The sequence below is a fragment of the Mycobacterium ostraviense genome, assembly GCF_002705925.1.
GTDB lineage: Bacteria > Actinomycetota > Actinomycetes > Mycobacteriales > Mycobacteriaceae > Mycobacterium > Mycobacterium ostraviense.
The window spans coordinates 4765187-4777750 of record NZ_NKRE01000001.1 but is presented as its reverse complement, the minus strand read 5'-3'; the positions used below and the strand labels follow the sequence as shown (position 1 = coordinate 4777750).

The 12564-nt window shown below is 65.0% G+C and carries 12 protein-coding genes and 2 tRNA genes; 3 read left to right on the top strand and 11 right to left on the bottom strand.

Annotation, left to right across the window (positions count from 1 at the left end):
• Positions 1-18: 18 nt before the first annotated feature.
• From mobA to clpX, 4 genes are all read right to left on the bottom strand, one after another.
• On the bottom strand, positions 19-624 hold the full coding sequence (mobA, locus tag CDN38_RS22275; RefSeq protein ID WP_099319180.1) for a molybdenum cofactor guanylyltransferase: 606 nt from the start codon (positions 622-624) through the stop codon (positions 19-21).
• A gap of 1 nt (position 625) precedes the next feature.
• On the bottom strand, positions 626-1717 hold the full coding sequence (locus CDN38_RS22270) for a 2-oxoacid:ferredoxin oxidoreductase subunit beta (protein ID WP_075512932.1): 1092 nt from the start codon (positions 1715-1717) through the stop codon (positions 626-628).
• Between the two features lie 68 nt (positions 1718-1785).
• Positions 1786-3747, bottom strand: a complete 1962-nt coding sequence (locus CDN38_RS22265; protein ID WP_075512931.1) for a 2-oxoacid:acceptor oxidoreductase subunit alpha — start codon at positions 3745-3747, stop codon at positions 1786-1788.
• A 377-nt stretch (positions 3748-4124) separates the two neighbouring features.
• On the bottom strand, positions 4125-5405 hold the full coding sequence (clpX, locus tag CDN38_RS22260; protein ID WP_023365883.1) for an ATP-dependent Clp protease ATP-binding subunit ClpX: 1281 nt from the start codon (positions 5403-5405) through the stop codon (positions 4125-4127).
• Between the two features lie 292 nt (positions 5406-5697).
• Between clpX and mmuM the strand changes: the two genes are divergently transcribed.
• Complete coding sequence (gene mmuM / locus CDN38_RS22255; RefSeq protein WP_075512930.1) at positions 5698-6582, top strand: homocysteine S-methyltransferase; 885 nt, start codon at positions 5698-5700, stop codon at positions 6580-6582.
• Between the two features lie 2 nt (positions 6583-6584).
• On the opposite strand, the gene clpP2 is transcribed toward mmuM, so the two are convergent.
• From clpP2 to CDN38_RS22235, 4 genes are all read right to left on the bottom strand, one after another.
• Positions 6585-7220, bottom strand: a complete 636-nt coding sequence (gene clpP2 / locus CDN38_RS22250) for an ATP-dependent CLP protease proteolytic subunit ClpP2 (RefSeq protein ID WP_075512929.1) — start codon at positions 7218-7220, stop codon at positions 6585-6587.
• The gene (gene clpP1 / locus CDN38_RS22245) at positions 7217-7825 is read right to left on the bottom strand and encodes an ATP-dependent CLP protease proteolytic subunit ClpP1 (RefSeq protein ID WP_089024968.1); all 609 of its coding nucleotides are present in this window, start codon (positions 7823-7825) and stop codon (positions 7217-7219) included. Before clpP1 ends, clpP2 begins: the two co-directional genes overlap by 4 nt.
• Positions 7826-7930: 105 nt before the next feature.
• Positions 7931-9412 carry a trigger factor gene (gene tig, locus CDN38_RS22240; RefSeq protein ID WP_075512928.1) on the bottom strand — a complete coding sequence of 494 codons (1482 nt, stop codon included), beginning with the start codon at positions 9410-9412 and terminating at the stop codon, positions 7931-7933.
• A 36-nt stretch (positions 9413-9448) separates the two neighbouring features.
• Positions 9449-9525, bottom strand: a tRNA-Pro gene (locus CDN38_RS22235).
• A gap of 146 nt (positions 9526-9671) precedes the next feature.
• Here CDN38_RS22235 and CDN38_RS22230 point away from each other — a divergent pair.
• Together CDN38_RS22230 and CDN38_RS22225 are read left to right on the top strand one after the other, a co-directional pair.
• A tRNA-Gly gene (locus tag CDN38_RS22230) sits at positions 9672-9742 on the top strand.
• Positions 9743-9772: 30 nt separating this feature from the next.
• Entirely contained in the window at positions 9773-10975 is a 1203-nt protein-coding gene (locus CDN38_RS22225; RefSeq protein ID WP_075512927.1) for a serine hydrolase domain-containing protein, read from the top strand.
• Here CDN38_RS22225 and CDN38_RS33585 read toward each other — a convergent pair.
• Genes CDN38_RS33585 through CDN38_RS22210 form a run of 3 tightly spaced genes read right to left on the bottom strand, consistent with a single transcriptional unit; the run spans position 10927 to position 12561 of the window.
• The gene (locus CDN38_RS33585; protein ID WP_082277368.1) at positions 10927-11244 is read right to left on the bottom strand and encodes an Mtp family mycobacterial-type pilin; all 318 of its coding nucleotides are present in this window, start codon (positions 11242-11244) and stop codon (positions 10927-10929) included. The two genes, CDN38_RS22225 and CDN38_RS33585, sit on opposite strands and share 49 nt — an antisense overlap.
• Before the next feature lie 4 nt (positions 11245-11248).
• Positions 11249-12055, bottom strand: coding sequence for an Fpg/Nei family DNA glycosylase (locus CDN38_RS22215; protein WP_075512926.1), 807 nt, complete (start codon positions 12053-12055; stop codon positions 11249-11251).
• Positions 12056-12081: 26 nt separating this feature from the next.
• Positions 12082-12561 (bottom strand): ribose-5-phosphate isomerase, encoded by a 480-nt coding sequence (locus CDN38_RS22210; protein ID WP_075512965.1) that lies wholly within the window; start codon positions 12559-12561, stop codon positions 12082-12084.
• Positions 12562-12564: the final 3 nt, after the last annotated feature.

Genomic DNA, 12564 nt, shown 5'->3' with positions numbered 1-12564 from the left:
CACGGTAAGAGCTAGCGGTCAGCGCCGAAGCTGTGCTGGTACGCGCAAGTCGGCCGCGGTATTGACATTCGACAGCGGCCCGGAATTCGACATCACGATCCGTTGAGCGTCGCACGCATCGACGAGGGCGCTCATCCTGCGCTCACCGGCGGCAACCAATGCATCAACCCGATCGGCCAACTCGGTCCGGTATACCGCCGCCAAGTAGTGGCTGCGACCGTCCCACGGCAGCACCACTTCGGCATTGGTCTGCACCGCACGGCGCACCAGATCATCGATCAATTCGACTGTCAGCAAAGGCATGTCGACGGCGCACACGAACGCAAGCCGCGCGCCGGCCGCGGCGGCCGCACGCAAGCCGCGCCCAGTCGCCGGCAACGGACCGAGCCCCCGCACTTCGTCGCGCAGCACGGCAGCCGGCAACGGGGGCAATGGCTGCCCAGGAGCCGCCATCACGAATAACGGATCGCAGCGCTGTCCGACAACACCCACCACGTGCTCGACCAGCGTTGTGGTCCCTCCTGGCAGCGGCAGCGTGGCTTTGTCACGACCCATCCGCCGCGACTCTCCGCCGGCCAGAACGACCCCGGCCAGTGACGCTGCTCCCGGCACCGGTTCGCCCACGTCAGCCGACAGTCCAGGTGTCACGCCCGCGGAGCAGCGCTTGCAGCGCGGTGGTGTCGGACGAAACCGCACTCTGGGCGGCGCTGACCTGAGAACGCGCCGCGTCATCGTAGGTGGGCCTGCTGATGTGGCGGAAGATTCCGAGCACCGTGTGCTCAAGGTTTTGATCGGACAGCCGAGACAACGCGAACGCATACGCCGCGTCGTCGGCGTGCGCGTCGTGAACCACGATGTCCTCGACAGCAACGTCGGCGGTCTTGGCTACGTCGAGGCTGAAGCCGGACCTCACGACGCAGTATTCACCGTTGGCGCCGAACACGATCGGTTCACCGTGGCGGACGTTGATCACCCGCTCTTCCGCCCCCTCCTTGCGCAGCGCGTCGAAGGAGCCATCGTTGAATATCGGGCAGTCCTGCAGGATTTCGACCAGCGCGGCACCGCGGTGCTGGGCGGCAGCGCGCAGCACCTCGGAAAGCCCGGCGCGGTCGGAATCCAGCGCGCGGCCGACGAACGTCGCCTCGGCACCTAAGGCCAGCGAGACCGGGTTGAATGGAGTATCCAGCGAACCCATCGGGGTCGACTTGGTGATCTTGCCGACTTCCGATGTCGGTGAGTATTGACCCTTGGTCAGCCCGTAGATCCGGTTGTTGAACAGCAGAACCGTGATGTTGACGTTGCGGCGCATTGCGTGGATCAGGTGGTTACCACCGATCGACAACGCATCACCGTCTCCGGTGACTACCCACACCGACAGGTCCTCGCGGGCCAGCGCCAGCCCGGTCGCGATCGCCGGCGCGCGGCCGTGGATCGAGTGGAATCCATAGGTCTCGAGGTAGTACGGGAAGCGGCTGGAACATCCGATGCCGCTGATGAACACGATGTTCTCGCGGCGTAATCCGAGTTCGGGCAGAAAGTTGCGAATGGTGTTGAGGATGACGTAGTCCCCGCACCCCGGGCACCAGCGGACCTCCTGGTCACTGGTGTAATCCTTGGCCTTCTGCGGTTGGTCCGTCGTGGGCACCCGCGAGTTCTTGGTCAAACTCGGGGTTAGCCCGAGGTCTGTGCCCGCCCGATCGCCGGTCGCGCTAGTCATGAGCGCCGCTCCTCCTCATTGCCTGGTCCCGCGCTGACGGGCGGTACCCCACTGAGTCTTGGCGCCGGTCATTCGACAGCTCCCGCTCCGATGGGGGCCGCCCCCAATTTGGCGACCATCGTCTTGTCTTGCTCAATCTCAGCCAGTGTCCCGCCCAATGCGGCGCGGATAACTCGGCCAATTTCGTCGGCCAAGAACGACAACCCTTGAACTTTGGTGACCGATTGAATGTCGACCAGATACTTTCCGCGCAGCACCAGCGCCAACTGGCCCAGGTTCATCTCGGGCGCCACTACCTGCGGGTAACGTCGCAGCACGTCACCCAGGTTCGCCGGAAATGGGCTGAGGTACCGCAAGTGGGCATGCGCGACCTTGACCCCCCTGCGCCGCGCCTGTCGGCATGCCTCGCCGATCGGCCCGTAAGAACTACCCCAGCCGATCAACAACAGCTCAGCGTCCCCCGTCGGGTCGTCGACCTCGAGGTCGGGAACTCGGATTCCGTCAATCTTGGCTTGGCGAATTCGAACCATCAGGTCGTGATTCATCGGCTCGTAGGAGATGGCACCGGAGCCATTGGCAGCTTCCAGCCCGCCGATGCGGTGCTCCAGACCGGGAGTGCCAGGCACGGCGAACTGACGGGCGAGAGTCTCGGGGTCGCGGTTGTACGGCTGGAAAGGCTCGTCCGGTTTCGCGAACTTGTGCACGATGGGCTCAAAGGTGGTGATGTCGGGAATTCGCCACGGTTCCGAGCCGTTGGCAATGGCCCCATCGGACAACACGATCACCGGGGTCTGGTAGGCAAGCGCAATCCGCACCGCCTCGACGGCGACCTCAAAGCAGTCGGCCGGCGACCGCGGCGCCAGCACCGCAACCGGCGACTCACCGTTGCGGCCATACAACGCCTGCAGCAGGTCAGCCTGCTCGGTCTTGGTGGGCAGGCCAGTCGACGGCCCACCGCGCTGCACATCGATGACGATCAATGGCAGTTCGGTCATCACGCCAAGGCCTAGTGCCTCGGACTTCAGCGAAATACCCGGCCCCGACGTGCTGGTGACACCGATCGCACCGCCGTAGGCCGCGCCCAGGGCCGCGCAGACGCCCCCGATCTCGTCTTCGGCCTGGAAGGTGATGACATTGAAGTTCTTGTGCTTGGACAGCTCGTGCAGGATGTCGGACGCCGGCGTAATCGGATAGCTGCCCAGCACCACCGGAGCATTGGCGAGCTGACCCGCCGCAACGATCCCGTACGCCAAAGCGGTGTTTCCCGAGATTTGCCGGTATTCACCGGGCGGCAAGGCCGCCGCCGGAACTTCGTACGTGGTGCCGAACGCCTCGGTGGTCTCGCCGTAGTTCCACCCCGCCTTGAGGGCCAGCACATTGATCTCGGCGATCCCGGGCTTGCGCGCAAACTTCTCTCTGATGAAGTTTTCACTGCTCCGAATCGGCCTCCCGTACATCCACGACAACAACCCCAAAGCGAACATGTTCTTGGCGCGCTGGCCGTCTTTCTTCGACGCGCCGACGGTTTCCACTGCCGCCAGGGTCAGCGTGGTCATCGGGACGGAATGCACGACGTACTCGTCCAATTCGTCGGAATCCAGCGGATTGGTGACATAGCCGACCTTCATCAAGTTGCGCTTGGTGAACTCGTCCGAATTGGCGATCACCATGCCCCCGCGCGGCAGGTCACCGACATTGGCCTTCAGCGCTGCCGGGTTCATCGCGACCAGCACGTCCGGCCGGTCACCGGCCGTCAGGATGTCGTAGTCGGCAATCTGTATCTGAAAGGACGACACCCCGGGCAGGGTGCCCGCCGGGGCTCGGATCTCGGCGGGATAGTTCGGCTGGGTGGCCAGGTCGTTGCCGAAGATGGCCGCTTCTGAAGTGAACCTGTCGCCGGTCAGCTGCATCCCGTCGCCGGAGTCCCCGGCGAAACGGATGACGACATGTTCCAGGCGCCGCCGCTCATGCCGGGCATGCGACGCCACCGCATGAGACTCTGACTCGGCTCCGCTGCCATTCGGATCCACGTCTCCGCCTTCCGTCCATAATCAGGCTTTTAATCAGGCCCTAATCAGGAGAAGCACTCCGGTGCGGTTTCAGGTTACGCCGTCGGAATGGCTCCCCCACCTCACGATTTGGTGTCACTGGCGGTATCAAGTATGACACTTGTTCCTGCGCGTTTGGCCGTCACCGAACCTCGGCCGAGGGCGGTCGATTTGCTAAAAGCCGACGTCAGGGCGGGGACGGTTGCGATGGCAACCCTAACTGTGGTCTTGGTCACTTTCTCACCCACCGCGTCCAGGACCGTCTAAGACCGCTCGATCGTGTCGAAGCCAGGCGACGCGGGTACCGAGCTTGGTCGCGACGGCCCGGTTCGTGGTGCCGGGCCCGTATCTTCGCGACGCTAGGCGCTCTTGTCGCGGCGCTCGGAACGGGACGGCTTGCGCGGCACGATCGTCGGCAGCACGTTGTCCTGCACGGTCTCCTTGGTGACCACCACTTTGGCGACATCGTCGCGGCTGGGGATGTCATACATGACCGGCAGCAGAACTTCTTCCATAATCGCCCGCAAGCCGCGAGCGCCGGTGCCGCGGTGGATCGCTTGGTCCGCGATCGCTTCCAGCGCATCGTCGGTGAACTCCAGCTCCACGCCGTCCATTTCGAAGAGCCGGGTGTACTGCTTGACCAAAGCGTTCTTCGGCTCGGACAAGATCTTGACCAACGACTCCTTGTCCAGGTTGGTGACCGAGGCAACCACCGGCAGGCGGCCGATGAATTCGGGAATCAGACCGAACTTGATCAGGTCCTCGGGCATCACTTCGGCAAAGTGATCGGTGGTGTCGATCTCGGCCTTGGAGCGGACTTCGGCGCCAAAGCCCAAGCCGCGCTTGCCCACCCGCTCGTAGATGATCTTCTCCAGCCCGGCGAACGCGCCCGCCACGATGAAAAGCACGTTGGTGGTGTCGATCTGGATGAACTCTTGGTGCGGGTGCTTGCGGCCGCCCTGCGGGGGAACCGATGCCTGGGTGCCCTCGAGAATTTTCAGCAGGGCCTGCTGAACGCCTTCTCCCGAGACGTCGCGGGTAATCGACGGGTTCTCGCTCTTGCGGGCGATCTTGTCGACCTCGTCAATGTAGATGATGCCCGTCTCGGCGCGCTTGACGTCGTAGTCGGCGGCCTGAATCAGTTTCAGCAGAATGTTCTCGACGTCTTCACCGACATAACCGGCCTCGGTGAGCGCCGTGGCGTCAGCGATGGCGAACGGCACATTGAGCATCTTGGCCAGCGTCTGGGCCAGGTAGGTCTTACCGCAACCGGTAGGCCCGAGCATCAAGATGTTGGATTTGGTCAGCTCGACCGGCTCGTGCCGGGAGTCGCGGCTCTTCTCGCCTGCCTGGATGCGCTTGTAGTGGTTGTAGACCGCGACGGCCAGGGTCCGTTTGGCGGTGTCCTGTCCGATGACGTAGCCCTCGAGAAATTCCCGGATTTCAACAGGCTTGGGCAGTTCATCGAGTTTCACATCGTCGGCGTCGGCGAGTTCCTCTTCGATGATCTCGTTGCAAAGGTCGATGCACTCATCGCAGATGTACACTCCGGGACCGGCGATGAGCTTCTTGACCTGTTTTTGACTCTTCCCGCAGAACGAGCACTTCAGCAGGTCACCGCCGTCTCCTATGCGCGCCATGATGGTGAGGGCCTACTTCCTGTTCGCCGTTCGTCTTACCGTGCCGCGTGTACTCCCCGACGCTACCCGCTTGCTGCGGCCCACCGCGACTGTTGGCGCCGAATAGCGTCTTTGATATTCCTGGGTATTCATAGCCTCGTGTCTGAAGGAAACATATCGCCCGGCGGCGCCCGGCACTCGTCGAGACGCGCAATCGGTGTCTCTGGCGTGTCGCAGTCGTGATGCAACCGATGCTCATCAACTGGCACCCGGTGGCAGCCCACACCCCAGGCGACCACCCTACAGTGACGTTGTGCGGTTGGCTGCCGATTCCGTGGTGATCAGCGACGGCGGCCTGGCCACCGAGCTCGAGGCCCGCGGTCATGACCTCACCGACCGGTTGTGGTCGGCGCGGCTGCTGACCGACGCGCCGCAGGAGATCACCGCGGTACATGCGGCGTACTTTCGCGCCGGCGCCGCGATCGCCACGACAGCCAGTTACCAGGCGTCGTTCGAGGGATTCGCGGCACACGGGATCGGCCACGACGAAGCGGTCGCGTTGCTGCGCCGCAGTGTTGAACTCGCCGCGAGCGCACGCGACGAGGTCGGCGCGGCCGGCCTTCGGGTGGCCGCCTCGGTCGGACCCTACGGCGCCGCGCTCGCCGACGGGTCGGAATATCGAGGCCGCTACGGACTCAGCGTCAGGGCTCTAACCAGGTGGCATCGCCCCCGGCTGGAGGTGTTGGCCGCCGCCGGCGCGGACGTGCTGGCACTGGAAACCATCCCCGATGTCGACGAGGCCGAAGCACTCGTCAACCTGGTGCGCCAGGTGGGCGTGCCGGCGTGGCTCAGCTACACGATCGAGGGGACCCGAACCCGAGCCGGGCAACCGCTGGCCGACGCGTTCGCGGTGGCCGCTGGAGTTCCGGAGATCGTCGCGGTGGGCGTCAATTGCTGCGCTCCCGACGACGTGTTGGCCGCAATCGCCTGCGCCGAGGTGGGCAAGCCGGTGATCGTCTACCCCAACAGCGGCGAGCATTGGGACAGCCGGCGCCGTGCCTGGGTAGGCCCGCGGCGGTTTTCTGGTGAACTCGCCGCGCAGTGGGTTGCCGCGGGAGCGCGTATCGTCGGCGGATGCTGCCGGGTGGGGCCGGCCGACATTGCCGAGATCCGGCGGGCACTGACCGTTGAGGTTTAAGTTCAGGCCTTCTGCGCCGACAGCTTCCGGTACTCCAGAACGGTGTCGATGATGCCGTAGTCCTTGGCCTCCTCGGCGGTCAGGATCTTGTCTCGGTCGGTGTCCTTGCGGATCACCGCGGCGTCCTTGCCGGTGTGGTGCGCCAGCGTGGTCTCCATCAGCGTGCGCATCCGCTCGATTTCGGCGGCCTGGATCTCCAGATCGGAGAACTGACCCTGGATCACCCCGGACAATGACGGCTGGTGGATCAGCACCCGCGCGTTGGGCAGCGCCATCCGCTTACCCGGCGTCCCGGCAGCTAACAGCACAGCCGCCGCCGAGGCGGCCTGACCGAGGCACACCGTCTGGATGTCGGCCCGCACGTACTGCATGGTGTCGTAGATCGCCATCAGGGAGGTGAACCCACCGCCGGGCGAGTTGATGTACATGGTGATATCGCGGTCGGGGTCCAGCGACTCGAGCACGAGCAGCTGCGCCATGATGTCGTTGGCCGATGCGTCGTCGACCTGGACACCAAGGAAGATGATGCGTTCCTCGAACAGCTTGTTGTAGGGGTTGGACTCCTTGACACCGAAGCTGGAGTGCTCGATGAACGACGGCAGGATGTACCGCGCCTGGGGCTGGCTCTGAGGATTCATTGCATTTCTCCATTGGTGACGCTTGCGGCGCGGGTGATGATGTGGTCGACGAAACCGTATTCCAGGGCTTCGGGGGCGGTGAACCAGCGATCGCGATCCGAGTCCGCCTCGATGCGCTCGATCGGCTGGCCGGTGAATTCGGCGTTGAGCCGGAACATCTCCTTCTTGATGACCGCGAACTGCTCGGCCTGGATGGCGATGTCGGCCGCACTGCCGGTGACGCCGCCCAGCGGCTGGTGCATGAGGATGCGGGCGTGCGGCAGCGCGTAACGCTTGCCCTTGGTGCCCGCGGCCAGCAGGAACTCGCCCATGGAGGCGGCCATCCCCATCGCGTAGGTGGCGATGTCGCAGGGCGCCAAGGTCATGGTGTCGTAGATCGCCATGCCGGCGCTGATCGATCCGCCCGGGGAGTTGATGTACAGCGAGATGTCCTTGGTGGGGTCCTCGGCCGCGAGCAGCAGAATCTGCGCACACAACCGGTTGGCCACGTCGTCGTTCACCTCTGAACCCAGGAAGATGATGCGCTCGGAGAGTAAACGCTCATAGACCGAGTCCGTGAGGGAAAGGCCCTGCGAGTTCGAACGCATGCCAGTCACTTGGCTCACAGTGGGACACCTGCTTTCTTGAGTTCCGTATGAACCGACCCTAACCAACCGCGCTGGCTGTGTGGCGCTCCCGCACCCCTGAAATGGGCGCGTTCGCTCACAGCGTCACGCGCGGTGTTCGTGGCCGGGCGGATCGGTCGCGTCGGTCTCGGCCGGGGCGTCGGCGGTCTCGGCCGAGGCGTCGGCGGTCTCGGCCGGGACGTTGGAGTCTTCGGCGCCCGCCTCGGTCTCTTCGGCGCCCGCGTCGGGCTCTTCCGAAACCTCGGGGCTCGTGCCGAACAACTCGGCGGTGTCGATCGTATTGCCGTCGCTATCGGTGACCGTTGCGGCCCGGGCGACGGCCCGTACCGCCAACTCGCGCCGAACGTCGGCGAACATCGACGGCAGCTGATTGTTCTCCTGAAGGTAGGCGAACAGTTGTTGCGGTTCGACACCGTACTGCCGCGACGTCGTCAACAGTCTTTCGGTGAGGTCCTCCTGACCCACTTGGACTTTCAGCTCATCGGCGAGGGCATCCAACAGCAGCTGCCTCTTGACATCCTTCTCCGATGCGCTGCGGGCCTCGGCGTCGAATGCCTCACGCGACGAGCCTTGCTCGGCGAGCAGCTCGTTGAACCTGGCCTCGTCGTGGTTGATGCCACTCAGTGCGCTATGGATGACGCTGTCGTACTGCGCCTGGACATAGGACTCCGGCACCGGCACGTCGACCCGCTCGAGCAGGGTGTCGATGGTGGCGTTGCGGATCTGCTCCGCCTGCTGGGCGCGCTTTGCCTGCAGCACCTGCTCACGCAGGTTGGCTCGCAGTTCCTCGATGGTGTCGAACTCGCTGGCCAACTGGGCGAACTCGTCGGCGGGCTCGGGTAGCTCGCGCTCCTTGACGGACTTGACAGTGACGGTGACCTCCGCGTCGCGCCCGGCGTGTTCGCCGGCTGCCAACTTGGCGGTGAAAACCCGGGACTCGTCGACGGACAGGCCGACGATCGCGTCGTCGAGCCCTGCGATCAGGCGACCGGAGCCGACCTCGTGTGACAGTCCCTCAGCGGCGGCGTTGGGCACCTCCTCCCCATCGACGGTTGCCGACAGGTCGATCGTGACAAAGTCACCGACCGCCACCGGCCGCTCGACCGGGTTCAGCGTGCCGAAGCGGACGCGCAGCGACTGCAGCTCAGCTTCGACGTCGTCATCGCTGACCTCGATGGACTCCACTGAGACCGCCAACTGGCCCAGGTCGGGCAGCGCGATCTTGGGGCGGACGTCGACCTCCGCGGTGAAAGCCAGATCCTGGCCATACTCCTTTCGGGTGACCTCGATGTCGGGTCTTCCCAGTGGCTGGATTTCCGACTCGGCCAGCGCCTGTCCATACCGGCTGGGCAGGGCATCGTTGACGATCTGATCGAGCATCGCCTCTCGACCGAAGCGCGCCTCGAGGAGCCGGATCGGCGCCTTGCCCGGCCGGAACCCAGGCAGCCGAACCTGTTTGGCCAGCTCCTTGTAGGCCCGCTGGAAATCAGGCTCGAGCTCTTCGAAGGGCACCTCCACATTGATACGAACCCGAGTAGGGCTCAAATGCTCGACGCTGCTCTTCACGGATGTGCTCCTCGATGGTCGTTCCGGACGGTCGGCTGGTCGGGGTGACAGGATTTGAACCTGCGGCCTTCCGCTCCCAAAGCGGATGCGCTACCAAGCTGCGCTACACCCCGCGCTGACCTCGCGATCCTACGGCCCGGCGACACCGGGCCCGCAGCGACCTCCGGGGACTCGACGGCATCCGCGACGCACGTCACATCACTGCGTCGATTAGATTTGATCTCGGCCACCACGTAGAGTTTCGCTCGACTTGATGCATGCGGGCGTAGCTCAATGGTAGAGCCCTAGTCTTCCAAACTAGCGACGCGGGTTCGATTCCCGTCGCCCGCTCAGACTTCGCTGCCCCGGGGGGAATGCGCCATGTGTACTGCCGACGTCAAAGGCACATGCGCACCCGACTTCGCCAAAGTACGTGACGCGTTCGAGCGCAACTTCAGGTCGGGTCACGAAGTGGGCGCGGCCGTCGCCGTGTGGGTGGGCGGCGATCTCGTCGTCAACCTCTGGGGCGGTTCGGCCGACGCTGCCGGTACCCGGCCTTGGCGACAAGACACCCTGACCAACGTGCTGTCCGGCACCAAGGGCCTGGCGGCCACCTGCATCCACCAACTCGCCGATCGTGGTGAGCTGGACCTGCAGGCGCCGGTGGCCCAGTATTGGCCCGAGTTCGGGCAAAAGGGCAAGGAAGCCGTGACCGTCGCCATGGTGCTGAGCCACCGATCCGGCGTGATCGGACCGAACAAGCGACTGAGCTGGGAGCAAGTCACCGATTGGGATTTTGTCTGCGAGCAACTGGCGGCGGCGGAACCGTGGTGGCAGCCGGGGACTGCTCAGGGCTACCACATGACCACGTTCGGTTTCATCCTCGGCGAAGTGTTCCGCCGGATCACCGGTCGCACGATCGGCCACTATTTGCGCACCGAGATCGCCGAACCGATCGGCGCCGACATCCACATCGGCCTGCCCCGGTACGAACAGTATCGCTGTGCCGACATGGTGAACGAGCCGAAGGTCCGCGGGATGCTCGCCGACGTGCAAGCCCCGAGCTGTCCGGCCAGCCTGGACGAACACCCCAAAGCCGCGCTATCGGTCTCGATGGGATTCGCCCCCGCCGATGAAGTCGGCAACAACGACATGCAACTGTGGCGTGAGCTGGAGTTCCCCGGCACCAACGGCCTGGTCTCAGCCTTGGGTTTGGCGACGTTCTACAACGCGCTCGCCCAAGAAAAGCTGCTCAGCCGTGAACACATGGACCTGGTCCGGGTGTCGCAAGGCGGCTTCGACACCGATCTGGTGCTCGGTCCCCGGGTGGCCGATCACGGCTGGGGGTTGGGCTACATGCTCAACCAGCGCGCCGTCAATGGCCCTAATCCGCGAACATTCGGCCACGGCGGCCTGGGCGGTTCATTCGGGTTTGTCGATCTTGAACACGGGATCGGCTACGCGTACGTGATGAACCGCTACGACGCCAGTAAGGCCAACGCCGACCCTCGCAGCGTCGCCCTGAGCAACGAAGTCTATGCGACGCTCGGTGTCACCCCGGGCTGGCAGTTTGGCCGACCATAGGCCGCGAAAGCCGTTAGGCAGCATGCGGTTTGACCGAAGGACTTACCGTCCGCCCCCGGCCCGCCGCCTAGTCCGGCAGGCCCTGCCGGGCCAGGCCCGGGTCCACCGACTCCGCCCGGGCCGGGCCCCCAGCCGGGCCCGCCATTCGGGTAAGTTCCCGGTCCACGCCAGTTGTCGTGGCAGTGGTTCCAGTCCCAGTTGTTGCCCCAGCCGGGATCCCAGAAGTCGCCCGGGCACCACCATTGCGGGATGGGCGATGGGCTGGGCACTTCGTCACCGTTGGCAAACCGGGCACCAGAACACGTTGCGGCCTTCCAGCTCGGCAGTAAGCACCGTCGTCCCGCACAGTCGGCACGGGTCGCCCGCACGCCGATAGACGTAGGTGCGTGGCCGGCCCGGCCGGTACGACGGTGCGCCGTGGTCGTGCTCGGCGCGGACGGCAATGATCTTGCCGCGCAGCAGGCCCACCTTCATCAACGCCACCAGGTCGGTCCAGGCCGCGTCGAACTCTGCTTCGGTGATCTGCTGCCCGGTCCGGTAGGGGTCGATGCGGTGGCGGAACAACAACTCACTGCGGAAGACATTGCCCACCCCTGCCATCACCGTCTGGTCCATCAGGAGCGCACCAATAGGCCTGCGGGACTTCATGATTCGCGCCCACGCCCACGACGGGTCAGCGTCCGGACGCAACGGGTCGGGCCCGAGCCGGGCAACCACGTCGGCGACTTGGCTCTCGTCGATCACCTCGCATACCGTCGGGCCGCGTAGGTCGGTGCCGTATTCGGCGCCGACCATGCGCATCCGCACTTGTCCCACCGGCTCGGGAAGACGATCGGCCGCCGGACGTTCCCATTCGGTGAACGTGCCGTAGAGCCCGAGATGGACATGGACGATCCCGCCGCCCTGGTAGTGATGGAACAGGTGTTTGCCCCAGACGCTGGTTCGCCGCAGCACCCGGCCGTCCACCGTGGTCGCCGAATCGGCGAAGCGGCCCTGGGGGCTGGATACCGCCACCGGCGCACCGGCGAACCGGCGCTGATGCAGCCGGGCCAACCGGTGCAACGTATGCCCCTCGGGCACAGCAGTCCTTTTCTGGTCTCAGGCTCTCAGACCACCGCGCCGGGCACCGGCGGCGCTTGGTGGGTGCGTTCGTATTCGGTGAGAATGTCGATTCGGCGCTGATGGCGTTCGGCCTTGGACCACTGCGCGGACACAAAGGCGTCGACGATCGCCAGCGCCTCGGCGACGGTGTGCATGCGGCCGCCGATGCCGATCAGCTGAGCGTTGTTGTGTTCCCGGGCCAGCGACGCCGTCTCCACACTCCACGCCAGCGCGCAGCGCGCGCCGCGGACCTTGTTGGCCGCAATTTGCTCACCATTGCCGGATCCCCCCAACACAATGCCCAGGCTGCCCGGAGTGGCCACCGTGTGTTCCGCGGCGGCGATGCAGAACGCCGGATAGTCGTCGTCGGCGTCGTAGGTGAAGGCGCCGCAGTCGACCGGTTCGTGTCCCGACATCTTGAGGTGCTCGATAATGTGCTGCTTGAGTTCGAATCCGGCGTGGTCAGACCCCAGGTAGACGCGCATGCC

What these genes read in the sequence shown, in the direction of transcription:
- CDN38_RS22270 (WP_075512932.1), bottom strand. Translation starts at nt 1,717, where the DNA reads ATGACTAGCGCGACCGGCGATCGGGCGGGCACAGACCTCGGGCTAACC.
- clpX (WP_023365883.1), bottom strand. Translation starts at nt 5,405, where the DNA reads ATGGCGCGCATAGGAGACGGCGGTGACCTGCTGAAGTGCTCGTTCTGC.
- clpP2 (WP_075512929.1), bottom strand. Translation starts at nt 7,220, where the DNA reads ATGAATCCTCAGAGCCAGCCCCAGGCGCGGTACATCCTGCCGTCGTTC.
- CDN38_RS22225 (WP_075512927.1), top strand. Translation starts at nt 9,773, where the DNA reads ATGTGTACTGCCGACGTCAAAGGCACATGCGCACCCGACTTCGCCAAA.
- CDN38_RS22210 (WP_075512965.1), bottom strand. Translation starts at nt 12,561, where the DNA reads ATGCGCGTCTACCTGGGGTCTGACCACGCCGGATTCGAACTCAAGCAG.